The sequence below is a fragment of the Gemmobacter caeni genome (assembly GCF_003054195.1).
Lineage (GTDB): Bacteria > Pseudomonadota > Alphaproteobacteria > Rhodobacterales > Rhodobacteraceae > Gemmobacter > Gemmobacter caeni.
Genome location: NZ_QBKP01000009.1, coordinates 1 through 24109, shown reverse-complemented (window position 1 = coordinate 24109; position 24109 = coordinate 1). Strand labels below are relative to the sequence as shown.

Sequence of the window (24109 nt, the reverse complement as noted above, 5' to 3'; positions counted from 1 at the left end):
TTCGGCCATGCCCGATGCCCGGGCAGAATCCCGTTGTTTCTGCTTGTGTTGAAACCATATTAGGCAGGAAACGACAAGCAAAACCGTGCGACACTCGGTCGCCGTTTGACATGGATCAAGGACTTCACATGACCGCCAACGCCTTCCGACCGTTCGACATGTCGCTGGATGAGGCGGCAGCGCTGGCCATACTGCGACAGGCTGTCGCAGGGGCTGAAGATGGCGAGCTGTTTCTGGAACGTCGCCGCTCCGAAGCACTGGTGCTGGATGATGGCCGGGTGAAAACCGCCTCTTATGATGCCTCCGAAGGGTTCGGACTGCGCGCCGTCCGGGGCGAGGTCGCAGGTTATGCCCATTCAACCGAAATCTCCGAAGCCGCCATGCGCCGCGCCTGCGAAACCGTGCGGCTGGCGGTGGGCGACGGCGGCGGCGTGATGGCCCCTCCCCCCAAGGGCACCAATGCACGGCTTTATACCGACGCCGATCCGATGCTGGACGCGAGCTTCGCCGCCAAGATCGACGTGCTGAAGGAAATCGACGCCTATGCCCGCGGCCTCGACCCGCGCGTGATCCAGGTTTCCGCCACGATCAGCGCCGGTTTGCAGGAGGTGGAGATCCTGCGCCCCGAGGGGCTGCGCTTCGCCGATGTGCGCCCGATGGCGCGGCTGAACATCTCGGTCATCGTCGAACAGGCGGGGCGGCGCGAGTCGGGCGGCATGGGCGGCGGCGGCCGCTTCGGCCTTGCCACCCTGCTTGACCCCGGCCACTGGCAACCTGTCGCACGCGAGGCGCTGCGCATCGCACTGGTGAACCTTGAGGCCGAACCCGCCCCGGCGGGCGTCATGGACATCGTGCTTGGCCCCGGCTGGCCCGGCATCCTTCTGCACGAGGCGATCGGACACGGGCTTGAGGGGGATTTCAACCGGAAGGGCACCTCGGCCTTTGCCGGTCTGATGGGCCAGCGCATCGCCGCCCCCGGCGTTACCGTGCTGGACGATGGCACCCTGCCCGACCGGCGCGGCTCGATCTCGGTCGATGACGAGGGCACGCCCTCGAACCGCACTGTCCTCATCGAGGACGGCATCCTCACGGGCTACATGCAGGACCGCCAGAATGGCCGTCTGACCGGCACCGCCAGCACCGGCAACGGGCGGCGCGAAAGCTTCGCCCATATCCCGATGCCGCGCATGACCAATACCTATATGCTGGGCGGCGACACCGATCCGGCGGCAATCCTTGCCGATCTGAAAGACGGCATATGGGCCGTGGGTTTCGGTGGCGGGCAGGTCGACATCACGAACGGCAAGTTCGTGTTCTCCTGCACCGAGGCCTACCGGGTGAAGAACGGCAAGGTCGGCGCCCCGGTGAAAGGCGCCACCCTGATCGGCGACGGCGCCACCGCCCTGCGCAACATCCGTGCCATCGGCAATGACATGATGCTCGACCCCGGCATCGGCAATTGCGGCAAGGCCGGGCAATGGGTGCCGGTGGGCGTGGGGCAGCCGACCCTGATGATCGGCGGGCTGACCATCGGCGGCTCGGCGGCCTGAGACGAAGAAAGGGGGGCTGTCTGCCCCCCTCTGAGCCTTCGGCTCATTCACCCCCCGAGGATATTTGCGGACAGAAAATGGACGAGTGGAACATCTGAAATTTTCTGTCGAAAAATATCCTCGGGGGTGAGCCCCGCAGGGGCGAGGGGCAGACAGCCCCCTTTCCTCGTCAGCCACGTCGCGCGGCGTCAATAGCGGCGACGTCGATCCGGGTCATATCCATCATGGCGGCAAAGGCGCGCGCGGCCTCTGCGCCACCCGCGGCCAGCGCCTCGGTCAGGGTGCGGGGGGTGATCTGCCAGTTCATCCCCCAGCGATCCTTGCACCAGCCACAGGCACTTTCCCGGCCACCATTCCCGACGATGGCATCCCACAGCCGGTCAGTTTCCGCCTGATCCTCTGTGGCGATCTGCAGGGAAAATGCCTCGGTCTGCGGGAAGGCGGGGCCGCCGTTCAGCCCGAGGCAGGGCAGACCGCAGATGGTGAATTCCACCGTCAGCACATCCCCGGCCTTGCCCGAGGGGTAATCGCCCGGCGCGCGATGCACCCTGCCCATGTGGCTGTCGGGAAAGGTGGCGGCGTAAAACCGCGCCGCCGCCTCGGCCTCGCTGTCGAACCAGAGGCAGAGCGTTGCCTTGGGCTGTGTCATGGCCTATCCTTTCGCAAGACTGTAAAAGTTCAGTCTCGCATCCTTTGAACAGGTTGCGAAGCGCCGTGATCAGGGATGAGCGGTCAGCGGCCGAATTTGCCCTTCAGCGCATCGGCAAAGGCATTGCCGCCCGCCCCCCCTTTCGGACCCGAGGACATCGGCCCGCGTGGTGCGGGCTTGCCGCCCTTCGGCCCCTGCGGCCCGCGTTCGGCGGCGCGTTCCCGCGCACTGTCGCGGGCGTCGGCGCTGTCCTTGCGCATGGTCAGGCCGATGCGCTTGCGCGGCACGTCCACCTCGACCACGCGGACCTTCACCACATCGCCCGCCTTCACCACCTCATGCGGATCTTTCACAAAGCGGTCGGCAAGCTGGCTGACATGCACCAGCCCGTCCTGATGCACGCCAATATCCACAAAGGCACCGAAGGCCGCGACATTGGTCACCGTGCCTTCCAGCATCATGCCGGGTTTCAGATCCTTGATATCCTCCACCCCGTCGGTGAAGGTCGCCGTCCTGAAGCTCGGGCGCGGGTCGCGGCCGGGTTTTTCGAGTTCGGACAGGATGTCCTGCACCGTGGGCAGGCCGAATTTCGCGTCGATGAAATCGCGCGGGTTCAGCCGTTTCAGGGCGGCGCTGTCCCCCATCAGGGCGCGGATGTCGCGGCCGCAGGCGGTGACGATGCGGCGCGCAACGTCATAGGCTTCGGGGTGCACCGAAGAGGCATCCAGCGGTTCCTTGCCGCCGGTGATGCGCAGGAAGCCCGCCGCCTGTTCAAAAGCCTTCGGCCCCAGCCGCGCGACCTTCAGAAGTTCGCGCCGGGTGGCGAAGGGGCCATTGGCGTCGCGATGCGCCACGATGCTTTCCGCAAGCCCCGGCCCCACGCCCGACACCCGCGCCAGAAGCGGCGCCGAGGCGGTGTTGAGATCCACCCCAACCGCGTTCACCGCGTCCTCGACCACCGCATCAAGCTGGCGGGCAAGGCGGTGCTGATCCACGTCATGCTGATATTGGCCGACACCGATGGATTTCGGTTCGATCTTCACCAGTTCCGCCAGCGGGTCTTGCAGCCGCCGGGCAATCGACACCGCGCCACGCAACGAGACGTCCAGCCCCGGAAACTCCTTCGCCGCCAGTTCCGACGCGGAATAGACCGAGGCACCGGCCTCACTCACCACCACCTTCACCGGCTTTTCGCCGGGCAGATGCGCCAGCAGGTCCGCCACCATCTTTTCCGTCTCGCGGCTGGCGGTGCCGTTGCCGATGGCAATCAGCTTGACCCCGTGTTTCGCGATCAGCTGCGCAATCGCCACCTGCGCGCCGCGCAGGTCGTTCTTCGGCTGGAACGGATAAACGGTATCGGTCGCCAGCAACTTGCCGGTCGCATCCACCACCGCCACCTTCACCCCGGTGCGGATGCCGGGATCGAGGCCCATCGTGGCCTTGCCACCCGCAGGCGCAGCCAGCAGCAAATCCTTGAGGTTGCGGGCAAAGACGCGGATCGCCTCTTCCTCGGCCCGTTCGCGCAATTCGCCCATCAGATCGAGCGTCAGAGAGGTTTTCAGCTTCACCCGCCAGGCCCAGCTTGCCGCCTCGCGCAGCCATTGGTCGCCCGCCCCGGTGCTACCCGCCTGAAGCGCGGCGCCGCACATACGTTCGGCGGGTGACTGGCCGCGCGGAGCCTCGGCATCAATTTCCAGATCGAGGGTCAGCACCCCTTCGTTGCGACCGCGCAGCATGGCCAGCACCCGGTGCGAAGGCGCAGTTTCCCATTTCTCGCGGTGATCGAAGTAATCCGAGAATTTGGCGCCTTCAGCCTCTTTCCCGGCGACCACGCCCGCCTTGATCTCGGACACCTGTTTCATGTGCCCGCGCAGACGGCCCAGCAGATCGGCGTTTTCGGCAAGGGCTTCCGCCACGATGTCGCGTGCGCCCTCCAGCGCGGCTTTCACATCCGGCACCGCCTCGGTGATGTAGCCCGCCGCCAGCGCGGCGGGATCGGCGGAACGGTCGGCCAGAATGGCCTCGGCCAGCGGGCCAAGGCCGTTCTCGCGCGCGATCATGGCACGGGTGCGGCGCTTGGGCTTGTAGGGCAGATAGATGTCTTCCAGTTCGGCCTTGGTCTCGGCCCTGGCGATGCTGGTGGCCAGATCATCGGTCAGCTTGCCCTGTTCGGTAATCGACCCGAGGATGGCCGCGCGCCGCGCCTCCATCTCGCGCAGATAGGTGAGGCGGTCGGCCAGCGTGCGCAACTGCGTGTCATCCAGCCCACCCGTCACCTCCTTGCGGTAGCGCGCGACGAAGGGCACCGTGGCGCCGCCGTCCAGCAGTTCGATGGCGGCCCCGACCTGCGCGGGCTGCGCCCCGATCTCGCGGGCGATGACAAGGGGAATGCGGCGCGCGGCGTCCTGAATCACTGATGGCTCCGTCAGAATGTGGGAGCGCGACCATAGCCCCGCCGCCCCCGAAGGCAAGAGCGGCCGCGCGCCAGATCTGGCGAAATCCCGCCGCGGCGCTGGCGGCGGATTGCGACGAAAGTGCCTGTCACGCGGCCGTGACCGGTTGTCAGGCCAGCCCGCTTTGTGGAACCCTTCGCCCGTTGACCCCGTGAGGAGACGGGGCCGAACCGGAGGCCGCAGCCGATGCGGCCCGCAATGGGAGGATACCACATGACGAAATCCATGGGCGGATTGCGCCGTTTCCGCATGGCCATGCTGGCCGGTGCCGTGGCGCTGAGCCCGGCCGCCGTGCAGGCCGACCAGTTCATCAACATCCTGACCGGAGGCACCTCTGGCGTCTACTACCCGATCGGGGTCGCGCTGTCGAAAATCTATGGCGACGGGATCGAGGGCGCCCGCACCCAGGTGCAAAGCACCAAGGCCAGCGTCGAGAACCTGAACCTGCTGCAACAGGGCAAGGGCGAATTTGCCATCGCGCTTGGCGACTCGGTCAAGATGGCCTGGGAGGGCAACGAGGAAGCGGGCTTCAAGGCGCCGCTGTCCAAGCTGCGCGGCATTGCCGCTGCCTATCCGAACTATATTCAGATCGCGGCCTCGTCCGAGGCGGGCGTCAAGACGCTGGCCGATCTGAAGGGCAAGAGCCTGTCGGTCGGTGCCGCGAAATCGGGGACCGAACTGAATGCCCGCGCCATCCTTGCCGCCGCGGGGATGAGCTATGACGATCTGGCCAAGACCGAATATCTGCCCTTCGCGGAATCGGTCGAACTGCTGAAGAACCGCCAGCTGGATGCGACGCTGCAATCGGCCGGTCTGGGGGTTGCCTCGCTGAAGGATCTGGCGACCTCGGTGCCGACGACCATCGTGGCCGTTCCCGCCGATGTGGTGGAAAAGATCGGCGCGCCCTATATCCCGGCCACCATCCCGGCGGGCACCTATGAGGGCCAGACCGAGGATGTGCCGACCGCCGCCGTGGTCAACTTCTTCCTCACGCATGAGGATGTGCCGGAAGAAACCGTCTACCAGATGACCAAGCTGATGTTCGAGCACCTGCCGCAGCTTGTGGCGGCGCACAAGGCAGCCGAGGCCATCTCGCTGGAAACGGCCACGCAGGGCATGCCGCTGCCGCTGCATCCGGGGGCCGAACGGTATTACCGCGAAGTCGGCCTGATCAAGTAATCCGGCCTGCCCGCTGCGATCACGGCGCGCGCCTTGCGGTGCGCGCCGGTTGCGCACCCCTGACCCCATTTCCCCCGAGGGCATGACGCCATGACCACCCCCTCTCCCGCCGCGGCCGAGGCTGCGAACGCCACATTTCACGATCCGCTGGCCGAAGGCTTTCCCCCCTCCGTGCAGGGCAGGCTGCTGTTCTGGATCGCCGTTGTCTTTTCCGCTTTCCAGATCGCCACTGCCGCGCATCTGATCGACATGCCAAGCCAGGTCGTGCGCGCCGTGCATGTGGGCTTCCTGATGCTGCTTGGCTTTCCGCTGCTGGCGCTGGCCAAAGGGGCCGCACCCTCGATCCGCCTGCTGGCCTGGGGTCTTGCGGCGGCCGGGGTCGCGGTCGCGTTCTACCAATGGTGGGAATATGTGCCGCTTCTGATGCGGGCGGGTGATCCGCTGCCGCGCGACATCGCCTTCGGGACGCTGGCCATCGCGCTGACCTTCGCCGCCGCCTGGGCCATGATGGGGCCTGCATTGCCCCTGATCGCGGGGATGTTCCTCGCCTATTGCCTGTTCGGCCAGCATCTGCCCGCGCCGCTGGATCATCGCGGCTATGATTACGCGCAGGTGATCGACCATATGGGCTTTGGCACCGAAGGCATCTATGGCGTGCCGACCTATGTAAGCTCCAGCTACATCTTCCTGTTCATCCTGTTTGGTGCCTTTCTGGAAAAGGCCGGGATGATCAAGCTGTTCACCGATGTCTCGCTGGGTCTTGTCGGGCACCGGATGGGCGGTGCGGCCAAGGTCGCCGTGTTGTCCTCGGGTCTGATGGGCACGATTTCCGGCTCGGGCGTCGCCAATGTGGTGACCACCGGGCAATTCACCATCCCGCTGATGAAGCGCTTCGGCTATCGCCCCGCCTTCGCTGGCGGGGTGGAGGCCACGGCCTCCATGGGCGGGCAGATCATGCCGCCGGTCATGGGCGCCGTCGCCTTCATCATGGCGGAAACGCTGGGCGTCGAATATGTCGAGGTGGTGAAGGCCGCGCTGATCCCGGCGATCCTCTACTTCGCCGCCGCCTTCTGGATGGTGCATCTGGAGGCGGGGCGGATGAACCTGCGCGGCCTGACGGCGGCGGAACTGCCCTCGCCGCGCAAGGCGCTGCGCGAGGGCTGGCACCTGATCCTGCCGCTGGCGGTGCTGGTCTGGCTGCTGTTTTCCGGCTACACGCCGCTGTTTGCCGGCACGGTGGGGCTGGGGCTGACCGTCATGCTGATCCTCGGCGCCTCGGTGGCGCTGGGTCTGCCTGCGGGTACGATCCGCTATATCTTCTGGATCGGGCTGGGCCTCATCGCCGCCGCCTTCCTGAAATTCGGCATCCATATCGTCGCGCTGGCAGTGGCCGCGCTGGTGGTCGCGAATATCTTCGTCGCGGGAGGCCGCAAGACGCTGGCCGATGTGCGCGACGCGCTGGCCGATGGTGCCCGCACCGCGCTGCCGGTAGGCATCGCCTGCGCGCTGGTGGGCATCATCATCGGCACCATGACCCTGACGGGCGCCGCCAATACCTTCGGCCAGTTCATCGTGGGTGTCGGGGAAAAGAGCCTGTTCCTCAGCCTGATCCTGACCATGATCACCTGTATCGTGCTGGGCATGGGCATCCCGACCATCCCGAACTACATCATCACCTCCTCCATCGCGGGGCCTGCCCTGCTGGAACTTGGCGTGCCGCTGATCGTCAGCCACATGTTCGTGTTCTACTTCGGCATTCTGGCGGATCTGACGCCGCCGGTGGCGCTGGCCTGCTTTGCCGCCGCCCCCATCGCCAAGGAGCGCGGGCTGACCATCAGCCTCAACGCGGTGAAGATTGCGGCGGCGGGTTTCGTGATCCCCTTCATGGCGGTCTATACCCCCGCGCTGATGTTGCAGGATGGCGGGCCGCTGGCCTCGGAAATCGGCTATATTCCCGCCGTCGCCTATATCGTGCTGAAAGCGGTGCTGGCGATCGGGCTTTGGGGGGCTGCGGTCATCGGCTGGCTGGGCCACAGGCTCGCGGTGTGGGAACGCGTGCTGGCCATGGTGGCGGCAGCGGCGCTGATCGCGGCGCTTCCGGCCTCGGACCTCGCAGGCTTCGTGCTTTGCGCCGCTTTCGCCGCGCTGATGTGGCGCGCGCGCGGCGCCCGCCCGGCCTGAGCCATGGCAACCTGCCTGATCGCGGGGGCGATGACACTCGCCCTCGCCTCGCCCGGCTTCACACTGAGCTGGACGCATTCAGTTGAAAAGATCACCTGGCGCGAAAGCTGGGCCATCACCGGAACCGGGCTGCGGCTGGCCGAGGCCGCCGTCAAAGGCTCCGGCGCGGGGATGGAGCCGGGCGACGGCGCCGTCCTGCGCAACGGCTGGTGGGTCTGGGTGCCCGACCTGCCGGAACAGGCGGAGCTGCACCTCGCCGCCTCGGGCGCGACCGGCGCGGGCTGGCGGTTGTGTGACAGCGCCGGAACATGCCATGAGATCGGGGCAGCACCGGGCCGCGCCCTGCGCCTTGCCCCCTGCGGAGCGACCGAATGACCGAAACAGCCGATATTGCCATTCTGGGCGGCGGCATCGTTGGGCTGGCCACCGCGCTGACCCTGCAATCCCGCCTGCCCGGCGCGCGGATCGTGGTTCTGGAAAAGGAAGCCGCCCCCGCGCTGCATCAAACGGGGCGCAATTCCGGCGTGATCCATGCCGGGGTTTACTATGCCCCCGGCAGCCTGAAGGCCCGCTTCTGCCGGGAAGGTGCCGAGGCCACCCGCGCCTTCTGTGACGAACATGGCTTGCCCCATGAAACGACCGGCAAGCTGATCGTGGCGACGGACGAGGACGAACTGCCCCGCATGCGCGCCCTGCTGGCGCGCGCGCAGGCCAATGGCATCGCCATTTCCGAAATCGCCGCGACCGAGGCGCAGGAATGGGAGCCGAATATCCGTGTCGCCGGGGCGCTGTGGTCCCCCGATACCGGCATCGTGGATTTCGGCGCAGTGGCGCGGCGGATGGCTGATCTGTTCACCGCACGCGGCGGCGCGATCCGGCTGAACACCCGCGTCACCGCAGCCTCCGAAGATGCTGCCGGTATCCGGCTGACCACGCCTTCGGGCGAGGTTCATGCCGGGCGCGCGGTGATCTGCGCGGGGCTGCATGCCGACAGGATGGCGGCGGCGATGGGGCTGGACCCCGGCTTCCGCATCATCCCGTTCCGGGGTGAATATTTTCGCATCCGGAACCAGCCCGCCGATCTGGTGCGCCGGCTGATCTATCCGGTGCCGGACCCCGAACGCCCCTTCCTTGGCGTGCATCTGACGCGCAAGATGGATGGCGGGTTCACCGTGGGGCCGAATGCCGTGCTGGCCATGAAACGCGAAGGCTATGCCAAGACCGACATCTCGCCCGCCGATCTGGTGGCGACCTTCGGCTGGCCGGGGTTCTGGCGCATGCTGGGCCGCAACCTCGGCCCGGCACTGTCCGAGCTTTCGGCCTCGGTGCTGCGCGGCCTCTATCTGAAGAAGGTGCAACGCTACTGCCCGCGCATCACCGGCGCCGACCTCACGCCCTACCGCGCCGGGGTGCGGGCGCAGGCGGTGGCGCGCGACGGCAGGCTGATCGACGATTTCCTGTTCCTGCGCGGACGACATTCGCTGCATGTCTGCAATGCCCCCTCGCCCGCCGCCACCTCGGCCCTGCCCATTGGCGCCCATATCACCGATCAATTGCTGGCGGAGGGCTGAGCCACCCATGTCCGCACCCCGCCCGATCCTGCTGCCCGTCCTTGCCGCGATCCTCGCCGCCGCACTGGCTTTCGCGGCGGCGGAACGGCTGGGCTACCGGGCGGCGGCCGAGGGGCTGGACCAGTCGCTCTTGCTGACCGCACGCGCGGTGGAGGCCGAGATTGGCCGCTTCCGCGCCCTGCCCGATGTGGCGGGCGAGGATGCGCGCATCCGTGCCGCGCTGGCCGATCCCGCCGGGATTGGCGACGCGAACCTGTATCTGGAACGCATTGCCGCTCATACCGGGGCCGATATCTACCTCATCGCCGCCAATGGCCGCACCATCGCCGCGTCGAACTGGAACCGGCCGGAAAGCTTTGTCGGACAGGACTATAACTTCCGTCCCTATTTCCGCGATGCCATGGCAAGGGGTCAGGGCCAGTTCTATGCCATCGGCGTGACCACCGGCATTCCTGGCTATTTCCTGTCGCGCCGGATCGACAGCCCGCGCCGGGGCGTACTGGTGGTCAAGATCGACCTGCGACCCCTGCAGGCGACATGGCAGGCTGCCGGGCTGGAAACCGCGCTGGCGGATGCCGATGGCATGGTGTTTCTCTCGGGCCGCGCAGACTGGCTCTACCGCCCGCTTTCGCCGCTGCCGCAGCCTGTTCTGGACAGGGTCGCACGCGAACGCACCTGGGTCGGCACCGATCCCGCCGGGACGACGCCCCTGTTGCGCGCCGATGCGCCGGACGGCTTTCTGGGCGGCGCGGGCTGGATCGGGCGCGACACGCCGCTGCCCGCTGAAGGCTGGCGCCTGATCGCCGCCACCCCTTCCGCCACCATCACCGCCATGGCTGCCGTCTGGGCGGCGGTGGCGGCCCTGGCAACGCTTGCGCTGGCAGGGGCCGCGATGGTCTGGCAGCAGCGGCGGCAGATCCTCGCGCTGCGGCTGTCGCAATCGGAACGGCTGGAGGCGATGGTGACGGAACGCACCGCCGATCTGGCGCGCGAGGTCGAGGCACGTCGGCAGGCCGAGAACGACCTGCGCGCGGCGCAGGAAGGCCTGATCCATGCCGAGAAGATGGCTGCCCTTGGCCGCATGTCTACCGCCATCGTGCATGAGATCAGCCAGCCGCTTGCCGCGATGGAGGCGACGCTGACGGCGGCGGAAATCACGCTGCCCGCCGGTGAAAGCCGCACCGCCCCGCGCCTCGCCACCGCCAAGGGTCTGATCCGCCGCATGCAGCGCACCATCAAGCATCTGAAAAGCTTTGGCCGGAAAGAGCCGGGTGAGCGGCGGCTGACCGATCTTGGCCCGGTCATCGCCTCGGCCATCGAACTGGTCACGCCGCGCGCCCGTGCCGTCGGGGTCAACCCGGTTTTCGTGGCACCGGATGTGCCGCAACTGGTGATGGCGGGCGTGGTGCGGATGGAACAGGTGGTGGTGAACCTGCTTTTGAACGCACTGGACGCGGTGGAAGGCTGCACGGCCGCCGCGATCACCGTGACGCTGGACAGCACCGGCGAAACCGTCCGCATCCGCGTCACCGACACCGGCCCCGGCATCGCGCCAGAGGATCTGCCCCGCGTGGCCGAGCCGTTCTTTTCCACCAAGCCCGGCGGCGCGGGGCTGGGCCTTGGCCTGTCGATCTGTCGCGCCATCGTTGGCGAGTTCGGCGGCGCGCTGACGCTGATCTCGGAACCCGGTCGCGGCACCGAGGTCACCGTCACCCTGCCCGCCGCAACTGCCGAGGCCGCCGCATGACCCCCGCGCCCCTGTTCATCGTCGAGGATGACACCGATCACCTTGCCGCGCTTTGCGATCTGCTGGATGCGGCGGGCCATGCGCCGCAGGGATTTTCAAGCGCGACAGCCGCACTGGCTGCGCTGGACACCGCGACGCCCGCGCTGATCCTCACCGATCTGCGGATGCCGGGCATGGATGGCATGGCGTTCCTGCGCGCGGTGAAGGCCCTGCCGGAACGGGATCTGCCGGTCATCATGCTGACCGGCCACGGCGACGTGGTGCATGCGGTAGAGGCGATCCGGGCCGGGGCCGAGGATTTTCTGGAAAAGCCCTATGATGCGGCGCATCTCGTCATGGTCATCGCGCGGGCGCTGGCGGCGCGGGCCACACGGGCCGAGGTGGCGCGGCTGCAAGGTGCGCTGGCCGGGGACGGGCCGGAAATCCTTGGTGAAAGCCGCCCCATCCGCGCCTTGCGTGATCGCATCGCGGCGCTGGCGCCGCTGGATATTGACGTGGTGATCACTGGTGAGACCGGCACCGGCAAGGAACTGGTGGCCCGCGCCCTGCATGACGGCAGCCCGCGCGCGCGCGGCCCCTATGTCGCGGTGAACTGCGCCGCCCTGCCTGACAGCATGGTGGAAACCCTGATGTTCGGTCATGCCGAGGGCGCCTTTCCCGGCGCCGGCCCCGCCCGCCCCGGCAAGCTGGAGGCAGCGCAGGGTGGCACGCTGATCCTTGACGAAGTGGAGGCGCTGGCGCCCCCCGCACAGGCAAAGCTTCTGCGCGCGCTTCAGGAACGCAGCGTCGAGCGGCTGGGCGAGTTAACCGCACGGGCGCTGGACCTGCGGGTGATCGCCATATCGAAAACCGATCTGCGGGCGGCGGCACAGGCGGGCAGTTTCCGCCCCGATCTGTTTTACCGCCTTGCAGGCGCCGAAATCGCCACGCCACCCTTGCGCGAAACGGGCGAGGATATCGCGCTGATCTTCAGCCATTACGCCCAGCTTGCCGCGCGCCGCTATGGCCGCCCCGACCCGGAGCCGGGCTGGGCCTTCCGGCGCGAGTTGCTCAGGCGCGGCTGGCCCGGCAACATGCGCGAACTGAAAGCGGCGGCGGAGGCCTTTGCGCTGGGCCTGCTGGATCTGCGCGCCGACGACACGCCCGCCCTGCCCGATACCACGCTGGCCGACCGGGTGGCGGCCTTCGAGGCGCGCGAAATTGCCGCCGCGCTGGACCGTTTTCGCGGCAATACCCTGCGGGTGGCCGATCATCTGGGCCTGCCGCGCCGCACCCTGAACGACAAGATGCGGCGCTACGGTCTGGGCGGCTGAGCCTCAGCCCATCCGTTCCGAGGCGTAAGACCCCGGCGAGGCCGGGAAGACCACGGTCTTGTTGCCATTCATGAAGGAACGGTGGTGGATATGGGCATGGATCGCCCGCGCCAGCACCTGCGCCTCGACATCGCGGCCAAGGCTGACGTAATCCTCGGCGCTTTGCGCATGGGTGATGCGCACGATGTCCTGTTCGATGATCGGGCCTTCGTCCAGATCGGCGGTGACATAATGCGCCGTCGCACCGATCAGCTTCACGCCGCGTTCGTAAGCCTGCTTGTAGGGATTGGCGCCCTTGAAGGACGGCAGGAAGGAGTGGTGGATGTTGATGATCTTGCCCGACATCTTCTTGCACAGCGCATCCGACAGCACCTGCATGTAGCGCGCCAGCACCACAAGCTCGGCCCCGGTATCCTCGACCACCGCCATCAGCTGCGCCTCGGCCTGCGGCTTGTTGTCCTTCGTGACCTTGATGCAATGGAACGGCAGGTCATGGTTCACCACGACCTTCTGATAGGTCATGTGGTTCGACACCACGCCCACGATGTCGATGGGCAGCGCGCCGATGCGCCAGCGATACAGCAGGTCGTTCAGGCAGTGCCCGAAGTTCGACACCATGAGCAGCACCTTCATGCGCTCGGCCTGATCGTGGATTGCCCAGTCCATCGCGAAGGGTTCTGCCACGGCGGCAAAGCCCTCGCGCAGCGCAGCCAGCGCGGCGCCGGTTTCGGGACGGAAGCTGATGCGGGCAAAGAACTTGCCGGTCAGCGCATCGTCGAATTGCGCGGAATCGGTAATGTTGCAGCCGCTGTTCGCAAGAAAAGTGGAAACCGCCGCAACGATCCCGCGACGGGATTCGCACTGCACGGTCAGCACATAGGTGGTCATGCCGGATGTCCTTTCAGGAGGAGGAGGGACGGAACCGGGGACATCCGGCGCCGACGGAGGCCGGGACGGCGCACCCCTGCCCGCCCGAGATCCGTCTTCAGGGATATCACGATCCCCTCCTGCGACAAGATGTCCAAACGACACCCTCTCGCCTGCAATCGCCATGTGCTCCGGTCGGGAAACCTGCCGGGGCGGAAGCCCCGCGATTCAGCCCTGCACGATCAGGGCCATTTCGCCCAAAAGATCGTCGATTTCATCCAGAAGCGCCGCAGGGGGACGAAGGGCGCTGGTGCTGCGGTGGCTCTGAATCGCCAGCTCGGTCTGGCGCGAGAGCTGCCCCAGATCCCCGAACCCCATGGTCGCCGCAAGCCCGGCGATACGGTGCGCGCCTTGCATCAGTTCGTCCAGCAGCGGGCGCGCATCGGCCGCACTGTCGATCTCGTCGCGCAGCGCGTCAAACCGATCCAGCCGCGCCGAAAGATCGGCCAGAAACCGCGGGCGGATTTCGGCGATCTTGCGGGCGATGATTTCGGCCTGTTGCATGGCGCTCCTCTTGCGACCGTCAGAATGCCATCGAGAAAACGCGCGAGAACAGGCTGCGGGCCGTCGACGGACGGGCATGGCGCACGCCCGGCTTCGGCTGGTTCCAGGTCAGATCCTCGACCGCGCGCTGCATCTTGGCCACGGCATCGCGGCCCGATTTCGTGATGCCCACGGAAATCGGCTTGCCGACCGCCACGCGCACCTCGATGGGCTGCTGCTTGTCGTCGATCAGGTCCAGCTGGTCGATCAGCACATTGATCATCATTTCAATGTCGTCGAAATCGTGCTGTTCCGCAAAGGCGATGACACCGGCGAAGGCGCCGTTGCCCGCGTAGGCCATGATGCATTCGGTCTGTGCCAGCGCCGACAGCGCACATTCCGCGACATCGGCAAGGATATCGCGGAACAGCATGGGCGAGCAGCGGGTATAGATGTCGCCGACATCGACGATCCGCATGGCCAGCACGCTGGTTGCGAAGAAATCGCCGCGCGACAACTGCAGAAGGTAATTCTGCAACGCCATGTAGTCGATCAGCCCGTCCACATCTTCCAGCACCACGGGCTCGGACAGAGCGGCACGATACCGTTCCTCAAGCTGCGCGTTCAGCGCCTTGATCTGAAGGCTGCTTTCGCGCACCTGCCGCGTGCTTTGATACTGGCGCTCGGCCAGACGCACGCGCGTCACCACTTCGACCGGATCGAAGGGCTTGGTGACGTAATCCGACGCCCCGGCCTTGAACGCGGCGTCGATGAAGGTTTTTTCGCTCATCGAGGTGATCATCAGGATCGGCGCGGTCTGATATTGCGGGATCTTGCGAATCCAGCGGGCCAGCTCGATCCCGGTCACGCCCGGCATCATGATATCCAGCAGAAACCCATCGAACGGCTCGGTGGATTTGGTGATGATCTCGGCCGCTTCCTTTGCATCGCCAGCAGTCACGATATTCCCGTAACCATTCGCCTGAAGCGTGGTCTTGAGAAGTTCGAGGATCAGCGCGTCATCGTCGACAGCAAGTAGTCTCATCGGATTGTGCCCAGCCAGAGGGATGCTTTCGCATCTGCCCGCCAGCACACATGGCTGGACAGATGTCTCAACTTACTCTCCTGAAAATTGTGTGTATTTGCGGCCACAATATGGCAGAGTGGTACAAATTTCCGGGATTTTCCCGCCCGCCCGGAATACCGCAGAAATGCCAGATTTATGCCTCCCCAGAGACATGAAGCGGCAAATCTTGAAACCGGAGCTTTCAGACCGCAATCAGGGCGTGTATGCTCTGCACGCCTAAGACAAGAAGTTCGGCATGACCCGAAACGACCAGAACGCCTCGCCTTCCCTACAGGGTAATATATTTGGCCTTGCACCGATTACCAGCCTCGTCCCGCTGACGCTGCTCGTCGCGGCCTTCTGCCTGACGGGTGTCCTGCTTGCCCCGTCGGGAGAGCCGGATGTCGTGGTGCTGCGCGGTACCGGCGTGGCGGTCGCCAGCCTGCTGGTTCTTGGCCTGCGGTGCTGGCCTGCCGTGTTCTGCGGCGCGCTGGCTGGTCAGATGCTGATTGCCGGCATGGGCTATGCCAATGTCGGCGGTGACGGTCGGCTGCCCTCCATGCTGATTCAGGCCGGGGCCTCGGCCTTCCAGGCCCTTGCAGGAGCCGGGGCGCTGATCTGGCTGTTCGGCTTTCCGCTCCGGCTGAATCGCGCACGACAGATCCTGTTCGCAGTGCTTGTGGTCATTCCGGTTACCAGCACCATCCTTCCGACGGCCGTAGTCCTGCTGATCAAGGTCACCACCCCCGATGTGCCTGCCGCGATGGGCTGGCACTGGTCGATCTGGTGGATGGGCAATGTGATCGGCGCGCTGCTGGCGATTCCGGTGGCCCTGCTTGGGCCGTGGAGCCGCCTGCCCGTCCTCTACTGGCGCGGCACGCCGATGCCACGCTTCAGCGGACAGGCGATCTTCTATCTGGCGCTTTCGGTACTGGCCACGTTCATCGCCTGGCATCAGGTCTCGCGCCTTGGCAATCAAAGTGACGAGGCGCAGTTTGAAATGCTGGCGCGCGATTCCGCCCATGCCCTGCGGCACCGGCTGGAAATGTTCACCTACGGGCTGAGCGGCGGCGTTGGTCTGTTTCAGGCCTCGAACGAGGTGACGGCTCAGGACTGGCGCGACTTCGCGGCCGCCTACGCCGAACGTGACGGGCTGACGGGGCTTGGCTTCATCGTTCCGGTGCCGCCGGGCGGCGGCGAGGCTTTCCTTGCCCAGTCGCGGGCCGACGGCATCGAGGACATGCACATCACCTCGCCGCGCGATGACGAAGAAATGTTCGTGATCAAATATGTCGAACCGATCGAATGGAACAGCGCCGCGCGTGGCCTGAACGTCGCCGCCGAGGAAAACCGCCGCATGGCCGCGATTACCGCCCGCGACACCGGGCGCGTCACCATCAGCCGTCCGGTCACGCTGGTGCAGGATCAGAAAAAGGGCTCCGGCTTTCTGTTGCTTGCCCCGCTTTACGATCTGCCGGGAACCCCGCCCACGGTCATGGGGCGCCGTGGGCATTTCGTCGGCTGGATCTATGCGCCGATCATCGTCGACAGGATGATGGCCACACTGCTGGATCATACCAATCCGCAGACCCGGATCTCGCTTTACGACGGCCCGCATATTGCCGAGGCTCAGAAGTTCTATCAAAGCAGCGCGCCGGCAAGCGCACAACCGAAGTTCCGTTATGTCGAGCGGCTGAACATCTACGGCCAGACCTGGACCGTGGTCTGGGAAAGCACGCCCGCGCTGGAGGCCCGGCTCTGGAATATCGAGTCGCTGAGCGTGCTGCTGGTCGGCCTGTCGTTTTCAACGCTGCTGGCGGTGTTCCTGATTTCGGTGATGCGCCGAGAGGAGCTGGTACGCGCCACCGTCGCCCGCCGGACCCGCGAACTGGCGACGCAGGTCGAGGAAAACCGCTCGATCATCGAAACCGCCCTGACCAAGATCGCCCTGCTGGACGATGCCGGAAACGTGTTGCGGGTCAACGATGCTCTGCTGCGGCTTCTGCAACTGGACGAGCACGAGATTCTGGGCAAGCCCTTCTCGACGCTGTTGCGGGGGCAACTGGACGAATATTTCTCGCTTCCGCGGAAATCCGAACTGCCGACCACCTATCGCGGCGAACTGGCTGCGGAATCACGCGACGGTCAGGCGCTGATGCTGGATGTGCAGGTGAACCCCTGGCGCAACAGCGATGGCCGTCGTCGCTATACCGTGGTGATGCGCAACATCACCGAGGTGCGCCGCATTTCGGATCAGCTGCGGACCACGCAGCACCGGCTGGATCTTGCCCTGACCGGGGCGCGCATCGGTGTGTTCGACATCGACCTGCACAGCGGAAAATCCGTCGTCTCGCGCACCTGGCTCGACCTTCTGGGGCTGGGGAACGAGGCCGCGACCGAGGCGCAGGCGCTGTGGCTGCAACGCATTCATCCCGATGATCTGCCAACCGTGCAGGAGGCGGATCAGGCCTGTATCGAAGGCCGGGCCGAAAGGTCGGTCAGCGAATACCGCATCCGCATGGATGACGGAAGCTGGCGCTGGATGCGCTCCAACGCGGTGGGTGAGGACCGGGACGAAACCGGGCGGGCCTGGCGTCTGATCGGGGTGCAGACCGATGTGACGGATCAGCGGCAACTGGATGAGATGAAGAAGCAGTTCGTCTCGACCGTCAGCCATGAACTGCGCACCCCGCTCACCTCGATCAACGGTTCGCTGTCCCTGCTGCTGAACACCATGGCAGCCGGGATTCCCGATCCGGCGAAACGGATGCTGACGATCGCGCAGAAGAACTGCGATCGGCTGATCCATCTGGTGAACGACATTCTGGACATGGAAAAGCTGGACGGCATGTTGCAGCGCCCCGAACTGGTGTCCAGCGACATATCGGCCCTGATCAGGAACACCATTCTGGTCAACCAGCCCTTCGCCACCCGCTTCGACGTGGCGTACCGGCTGGTTGCGGATTCGCCCGGCGCCATCGTCCGGCTGGACGAGAACAGGTTCCATCAGGTCATGGCAAACCTGCTGTCCAACGCGGCCAAATTCTCGCCGCGCGGCGCCCAGGTCGACGTGCGGCTGGAACGTGGCCCGAAATATGTGACGGTAAGCGTCAGCAATGCAGGAAAAGGCATCCCTCCCGGTTTCCGCGAACAGATGTTCAAGCCGTTCTCGCAGGTCGACAGTTCCGCCAACCGCGAGGCCGAAGGCTCCGGTCTGGGCCTGCATATCGCGAAGCGTATCGTGGAACAGATGGGCGGCCAGATCGACTTCCGGTCCGAGCCAGGCGTGCTCACGACCTTCTGGTTCACCTTGCCGCTGGAAACGCCGGACGAACATCCGCCTGCCCCGCCTGAAGGTAACGGCCCCCGAACCGGGCAGCCTGCGCATGTGCTGCATGTCGAATCCGATACCGAGGTTTCGGCGTTGCTGGCCACCGCCTTCGGAGCGGAGGCGAGGCTGACCAATGCCCTGAACGAAAGCAGCGCCCGCAAGCTGCTGTCCGAGACCAATTTCGACCTCGTCGTGCTGGGCTGGGGGCTGGAAACGGGCGATGGCAGGGATCTTCTGCGGGATGTCGCGATCTGGCAGCCGGGCGTTCCGGTTGTCACGCTTACTGCCGATGCACAGCGGCGCTCCGATCCGCGGGTGCTGGAAAGCTTCATCAAATCCAGCGCCACGCTGAGCAATGTCGCCGCCCGCTGCCTTGAGATCATGCGCGCAAACCCGCCGCCAAAAACAAGGGCTTGTGCCGGGTGAGGCCCCAGCGCCGGCAGGCAAATGCCCGGCTGCCTTGGAGATATCGGATTAGAATCCCAAAAACGCCACAGTTTCCGACAAGTTTACGCTCCAATAACCAGGAATTCTGAGACGGTGACTACCCGGCCGACAGGACGCGCGATCATCTAAAGAGGAATTACATATGTACGAGTTTCTGCAACAGAGCCTGTTGTCGCTCAGGGAGAATCTGGACGGTTTTCCCTTGGAACGTGCCATTTTCGCGCTGACCGTGTTTGCCATCCTGCTGGCCTTCGCCCTCAAGTGCCGGTCCAGCAATGCCGAATCTGACAACCTGAAACTGCGCATCGAGGATCTGGAGGCCGATCTGAAGGCCGTGGATGCGCATGTGATGATCAATATTACCAATGCCGATGGCGGAATTGCCTATGCCAACAGCACGCTTGCGGCCGCGACCGGCTATGCCCCGTCAGAACTGATCGGCTTGCAGTTCCGCGATACGCTTCTGGTCAGCCGTGAGGATTCGCCGCCTGACCTCGACATCTTCATGCAGGAAGGCCGGACCTGGTTCGGCGAAACGCGTATCCGGCGCAAGGACGGCAGCCTGATCTGGACCCGCACGACCATCGTGCCGGTCATGGATCGCGCTGGCAAGCTGCGCCGCAGCGTCAGTTTGCGCACCGATATCACGCAATCCAAGCTGCTTCAGGCCGAATTGCAGGAACGGGCGATGATCGACCGCCTGCGCGACGAGGTTTACATCTTCTCAGCCGATACGCTGGAGCTTCTGTATCTCAACAAGCATTCGCTCGCCTCGATGGACCTGACGCCGGAACAGGTGCGCGGCAAGCGTCTGGTGGATCTGATCCAGCCCTTCGACGAAGAGAAGTTTCGCGCCCGTGTCGCACCGCTTCTGTCGGGCGAGGTCGATTCCATCCTGCACGAGGCCAACTGGCGTGGTCATCCGGTTGAGATCAACCTTCAGCAGGAACGCACGCTTGACGGCAAGTCGCGCTTCATCGCCGTGGTGCGCGACATCTCCAAACGCAAGCGCGCCGAACGCAATCGCGCCGAATTCGTCGCCACCGTCAGCCACGAGCTGCGCTCGCCGCTGACCTCGGTGAAGGGCTCGCTGAACCTGATCAACTCCGGGGTTCTTGGCGCCCTGCCCGACAAGGCCGCGAATATGGTCGAGGTCGCGCTGCGCAACGTTGACCGCCTGCTGCGGCTTATCAACAACCTGCTCGACCTCGAAAAGCTCGACGCTGACATGATGGAGCTCAACATCGCACCGCTGGATGTGGTCGCACTTGCCGAAGAAGCCGTCGCCGCCAATGCGGGATATGGCCTCGAATACGGCGTCAAGCTGCGCTATGTCGGCACGCGCGCGCCGGTCATCGCCGAGGTCAGCCGCGACGGCATGTTGCAGGTTCTGACCAATCTGCTGTCGAATGCGGTCAAATTCTCGCCCCGGGCGCAATGGGTGGATCTGGCGGTCAGCGAAACCGCCACAGGCGTCCGGCTCAGCGTGACAGACCGCGGGCCCGGTATCCCGCCGGAGGCGCACCAGACCCTGTTTGCGCGCTTCGTCCAGGCCCATACCGAAACCGACCGTTCGCGCATCGGCACCGGGCTGGGGCTGAGCATCGCGAAGTCCATTGTCACCAAACACGGCGGCCGCATTTCCTTTACCAGCGAGGTCGGCGCCGGCACCACATTCTACATTGACCTGCCGCGCAGCGCCGTGCTGCGTTCTGTCGCCTGACGAAGACCCGAAGGGAACAAGATGCCGCAACTGCCCAAAGTCATGCATGTCGAGGATGACCCGGATATCCGTGAAATCGCCCTGATCGCGCTTGAAATGGTCGGTGGGCTGGAGGTGATCCAGTTCTCCTCGGGGCAAGAGGCTCTGGCGGGGGCGGCTGCGGCAAACCCCGACCTGTTTCTGCTGGATGTGATGATGCCAGGCATGACAGGCGAGGAAACCCTGCTGGCGCTGCGCGCCATGCCGCAGTTTGCCGCCACCCCGGCGATCTTCATGACCGCGAAGGCACAGCATTCCGATGTGCGGCAGTTCATCGAGGCCGGTGCGCTGGATGTGATCGTGAAGCCCTTCGATCCGATGCAGCTTGCCACGCAGATCGTCGCACTGTGGAACCAGTCGCTCGTGTCCTGAGCGGCTGCCCTGCCCTTGCCGTCTGCCACCGGGTACGGGGAATGGTGGGCGGTGAGGGACTCGAACCCCCGACATTCTCGGTGTAAACGAGACGCTCTACCAACTGAGCTAACCGCCCGCCCTGCGCACGACCTAACGGATCGTGGCAGCCGGTGCAAGGGGCACGAACGAGACTTCCGGCCACTCAACTGCAAAATGAAAAAGCACGGCCAAAGCCGTGCTTTTTCGAATGATGGTGGGCGATAACGGATTTGAACCGCTGACATCTTCGATGTGAAGAAAGCGGCTGCACCGTAACCTGCGGTTCTGGCAACATACGACCGCTTTGTGTTGAACCGAAATCACCACTTGCGCCACCTGTTCGCGTTTCGTGCAGTTCACTGAACTAAGGAGCACTTTGTATCTCGGCTGGGCCAGGCATGATGAATGACCAGCCCAGCGTCACCATTTTGGGACGCCCCGCGCGACCGCAGGCAGAACAGCGCAAGCGGTTCAGTAGATCGAGCCGCGCCTCCCCTTTTTCATCGAACAGCTGTGGGGTGGTGCTTGGCCGGAACATGCGATTTCGCCCGCACTGGCATTCCACGCTCAGATAGCGTTCTCCAGATGACATCGTTGTGCGCAGGCATTCAGTTGACAGAAACGGCGCGCATGTTCTCATTGTGTTCTGGTCTGCGCAACACAGAATCGCCGATGCCCGCCCGCGCCCCGTCATCCAACCCGTTCCGCAATCCACGCATCTCTGACGCCGCGCGGGACGGAAAATTGCTGACCATGCGCTGCGGCCTCTGTCGGCGCACCGCGCATTTTTGGGCGACCGATCTGGTGGCCGTAGTCGGCGGCGATCACCAGGCGCATATCGCTCCGTTTCCGTGTTCCAGGTGCGGCAAGACGGATTACATCGACCTGCGCTGGTCTGTCCCCAGCGCGACCGAGCTAGAGACGTTGACCGTCAGGCGCCCTGTAAGGCAAGTTGTGAAGTGGATCTGGCGCAACGAGAGGGCGTGACATGTGCAATCTCTACACGTCCACGACGGCGGTTGACGCGATGCGCCGGCTGTTCAGAGAATTTGATAACCGCGCGGGCAACGTGGAGCCGGGGGACATCTACCCCGACCGCATGGCCCCGATCATCACGGCCGAGGGACAAACTCACATCCTGCGCCGGGCGCGCTGGGGCCTGCCGTCACCACCGCAGTATCACAGCCCGAGCGGGATCGACCGCGGGGTGACCAATATTCGCAACACCGGCAGCCCGCACTGGCGCCGGTGGCTGGGGCCGGAATGGCGGTGTTTGGTGCCATTCGACAGGTTTGCGGAACCGAAGCCAGGCGGGCGCGGCGCGGGAAATGCGTGGTTTGAGGTGACCGATGAACGCCCGGCATTTTTCGCCGGGATCTGGGTGCCGGAGTGGACCAGCCTTCGGAAGCTGAAGGACGGCCAGACAACCGACGACCTGTTCGGCTTCCTGACCTGCGATCCGAATGCGGTGGTCGCGCCGATCCATCCGAAGGCCATGCCTGTGGTGCTGATCGAGCCGGGCGAATGGGATGCGTGGTTGCGGGCACCGTGGGGTGAAGCGCGGGGGTTGCAGCGGACGTTGGGGGATGAGGAGCTGGTGGTGGTGGAGTGAACGGCCCAAAGCCGCCGGTCGCCTCATGTGACAGAGGCCTCCGAAGCGGCCGTTCGAGGACGTCGCAGCCAAGCGACCGAGCAGCCCTACGGAAGCCTGCGTCCACACTCAGTAGCAACCCAAGGAGACACGAGATCGACAGTGCCAACTAACGACCACACTTGAAGCTTAACAAAATGGAGTTATTGTGAAGAGGAATTGCACTCGCAAAGCGAAACAATGAGCAAAGTTACAAGAAGATGTTTTGTTCTCGTTGACTGGTGGGGACAAGTCAGGTCGGAATTTCATCGCGCAGCCATCGCTGCACCTGGTCACCGAAGCGAAGTAGCTCTTCGAAACGTGGAAAGCCTTGTAGAGAAACATCTGATTTTGGAGCGTGAGCAACCCGGACGATGGGAAATATGCTTTAGACTGTATGCGGGTTGGATGCGCGGCGGCGCTGCAACTCAAGTCCTCAAGGACTTCGATGGTCTCTCTGATGGATATGCCAAGAGACGTAGAACTGGGTTTACTCTTAGAACGGCGATTTTTCTACCTAGCTCGATAGGCCTTCATCGGGGCGATAGTCTTCTCGCGGATGATGCTGGACGCAGAAAAGACAGGAAAACAAGGGTTCATTTTCCCTTCACCTCAAGATCAGAGTGTGGGTGTCCTCTTTGCAATCACCTAAAACACATTGCACCCGATGGCTTTAAGTGTGATCGAACGATTGAAAAACAAGTCGATACATCAATTGTCGCTGACGCGATTACGCTTTGCATATCACAGGAAAAACCAAAAGTCATCGTAATCAGTAATGATGACGATATCCTTCCTGGCATTGTTGCCGGTGATGCGCTTGGTGGGGACATCGCGCTAATGAATACAGTGCAGAAAAGGCATACGCACGCATCACAACTATCCGACCTCATCTTTGGCCCCGAGGAGCTATGCGCATGACCCCTGCCAAAAAAGAATTGAAGGACCTGCAGCTCTTCGCGGATCCATTCTCTGCGTCTATTTTTAGGCACGACGAAAGCGAAACCTGGACTGCAGAGTTCGAAAGACGAGGCAATAGGATTGCGCTACGGCGTGATGACTTGGGGCGAATTTATAACTTAGCGGACGGTTCGCTGCTGGCAGGCAATTTTAGGTCACTCCTAGCAAGCAAAGATTTTGCTGATCTAGACTATCTTTCTCGCGCAATTAAACACTCATACTTGAGATCTGAGACTAACTGGATGGAACTGCCATTTAGTATAGACCCGGGGGCACGTAACGCGCGGTCTTTTGAAGAAGTTGATCGATTTCTCTCAGAGCTTTCTTCTGGAGGTGTCGTTGGACTCGAAGGACCTGCTGGTGCCGGAAAGAGGCTCTGTTGCACAAACCCCTGTGGGATTCATCTCATGAATCCAGCGTGGTAGCTGGGGTGCATGAGCAGACCTACATCCCCGACCTACAAGACC

The 24109-nt window shown here is 64.3% G+C and carries 18 protein-coding genes and 1 tRNA gene; 12 read left to right on the top strand and 7 right to left on the bottom strand.

Annotated features, from left to right (window positions below; translation table 11 throughout):
• Positions 1-128 precede the first annotated feature (128 nt).
• On the top strand, positions 129-1550 hold the full coding sequence (gene tldD / locus C8N34_RS14440) for a metalloprotease TldD (RefSeq protein WP_108129421.1): 1422 nt from the start codon (positions 129-131) through the stop codon (positions 1548-1550).
• Between the two features lie 169 nt (positions 1551-1719).
• Here the strand turns inward: tldD and C8N34_RS14435 are convergent, their stop codons facing one another.
• Together C8N34_RS14435 and C8N34_RS14430 are read right to left on the bottom strand one after the other, a co-directional pair.
• Complete coding sequence (locus C8N34_RS14435; RefSeq protein ID WP_108129420.1) at positions 1720-2199, bottom strand: VOC family protein; 480 nt, start codon at positions 2197-2199, stop codon at positions 1720-1722.
• Positions 2200-2282: 83 nt separating this feature from the next.
• On the bottom strand, positions 2283-4613 hold the full coding sequence (locus tag C8N34_RS14430; RefSeq protein ID WP_108129419.1) for a Tex family protein: 2331 nt from the start codon (positions 4611-4613) through the stop codon (positions 2283-2285).
• 252 nt (positions 4614-4865) lie between these two features.
• On the opposite strand from C8N34_RS14430, the gene C8N34_RS14425 reads away from it, so the two are divergent.
• From C8N34_RS14425 to C8N34_RS14400, 6 genes are all read left to right on the top strand, one after another.
• Positions 4866-5831 (top strand): TAXI family TRAP transporter solute-binding subunit, encoded by a 966-nt coding sequence (locus tag C8N34_RS14425; protein WP_407645958.1) that lies wholly within the window; start codon positions 4866-4868, stop codon positions 5829-5831.
• A 90-nt stretch (positions 5832-5921) separates the two neighbouring features.
• Complete coding sequence (locus tag C8N34_RS14420) at positions 5922-8012, top strand: TRAP transporter permease (RefSeq protein ID WP_108129418.1); 2091 nt, start codon at positions 5922-5924, stop codon at positions 8010-8012.
• Positions 8013-8015: 3 nt separating this feature from the next.
• Complete coding sequence (locus C8N34_RS14415) at positions 8016-8387, top strand: DUF1850 domain-containing protein (protein WP_054303744.1); 372 nt, start codon at positions 8016-8018, stop codon at positions 8385-8387.
• On the top strand, positions 8384-9583 hold the full coding sequence (lhgO, locus tag C8N34_RS14410) for an L-2-hydroxyglutarate oxidase (RefSeq protein WP_108129417.1): 1200 nt from the start codon (positions 8384-8386) through the stop codon (positions 9581-9583). Before C8N34_RS14415 ends, lhgO begins: the two co-directional genes overlap by 4 nt.
• A gap of 7 nt (positions 9584-9590) precedes the next feature.
• Complete coding sequence (locus tag C8N34_RS14405) at positions 9591-11330, top strand: sensor histidine kinase (protein WP_054303746.1); 1740 nt, start codon at positions 9591-9593, stop codon at positions 11328-11330.
• Positions 11327-12643: a sigma-54-dependent transcriptional regulator gene (locus C8N34_RS14400; protein ID WP_054303747.1), complete on the top strand. Its 1317-nt coding sequence runs from the start codon at positions 11327-11329 to the stop codon at positions 12641-12643. The genes C8N34_RS14405 and C8N34_RS14400 overlap by 4 nt, the downstream gene beginning before the upstream one ends.
• 3 nt (positions 12644-12646) lie before the next feature.
• Here C8N34_RS14400 and purU read toward each other — a convergent pair whose 3' ends face one another.
• From purU to C8N34_RS14385, 3 genes are all read right to left on the bottom strand, one after another.
• Positions 12647-13531, bottom strand: coding sequence for a formyltetrahydrofolate deformylase (gene purU / locus C8N34_RS14395; protein ID WP_054303748.1), 885 nt, complete (start codon positions 13529-13531; stop codon positions 12647-12649).
• 207 nt (positions 13532-13738) lie between these two features.
• Positions 13739-14074: an Hpt domain-containing protein gene (locus C8N34_RS14390; protein WP_054303749.1), complete on the bottom strand. Its 336-nt coding sequence runs from the start codon at positions 14072-14074 to the stop codon at positions 13739-13741.
• A 19-nt stretch (positions 14075-14093) separates the two neighbouring features.
• The gene (locus C8N34_RS14385; RefSeq protein ID WP_054303750.1) at positions 14094-15098 is read right to left on the bottom strand and encodes a response regulator; all 1005 of its coding nucleotides are present in this window, start codon (positions 15096-15098) and stop codon (positions 14094-14096) included.
• Positions 15099-15375: 277 nt separating this feature from the next.
• Here C8N34_RS14385 and C8N34_RS14380 point away from each other — a divergent pair, with 277 nt between their 5' ends.
• The 3 genes from C8N34_RS14380 to C8N34_RS14370 all read left to right on the top strand — a co-directional run bounded on the left by C8N34_RS14380 (position 15376) and on the right by C8N34_RS14370 (position 21031).
• Positions 15376-18876 (top strand): CHASE domain-containing protein, encoded by a 3501-nt coding sequence (locus tag C8N34_RS14380; RefSeq protein WP_108129416.1) that lies wholly within the window; start codon positions 15376-15378, stop codon positions 18874-18876.
• Positions 18877-19039: 163 nt separating this feature from the next.
• On the top strand, positions 19040-20620 hold the full coding sequence (locus tag C8N34_RS14375) for an ATP-binding protein (RefSeq protein WP_108129415.1): 1581 nt from the start codon (positions 19040-19042) through the stop codon (positions 20618-20620).
• A 21-nt stretch (positions 20621-20641) separates the two neighbouring features.
• The gene (locus C8N34_RS14370) at positions 20642-21031 is read left to right on the top strand and encodes a response regulator (RefSeq protein WP_054303753.1); all 390 of its coding nucleotides are present in this window, start codon (positions 20642-20644) and stop codon (positions 21029-21031) included.
• A gap of 42 nt (positions 21032-21073) precedes the next feature.
• On the opposite strand, the gene C8N34_RS14365 is transcribed toward C8N34_RS14370, so the two are convergent.
• Positions 21074-21149: transfer RNA gene (locus C8N34_RS14365), tRNA-Val, on the bottom strand.
• Between the two features lie 593 nt (positions 21150-21742).
• Complete coding sequence (locus C8N34_RS26390; protein WP_170120557.1) at positions 21743-21889, bottom strand: hypothetical protein; 147 nt, start codon at positions 21887-21889, stop codon at positions 21743-21745.
• A gap of 151 nt (positions 21890-22040) precedes the next feature.
• On the opposite strand from C8N34_RS26390, the gene C8N34_RS14355 reads away from it, so the two are divergent.
• Positions 22041-22664, top strand: coding sequence for an SOS response-associated peptidase (locus C8N34_RS14355; RefSeq protein ID WP_108129413.1), 624 nt, complete (start codon positions 22041-22043; stop codon positions 22662-22664).
• 219 nt (positions 22665-22883) lie between these two features.
• Positions 22884-23603 carry a PIN domain-containing protein gene (locus tag C8N34_RS25955; protein WP_145693608.1) on the top strand — a complete coding sequence of 240 codons (720 nt, stop codon included), beginning with the start codon at positions 22884-22886 and terminating at the stop codon, positions 23601-23603.
• The last annotated feature ends 506 nt before the right edge of the window (positions 23604-24109 follow it).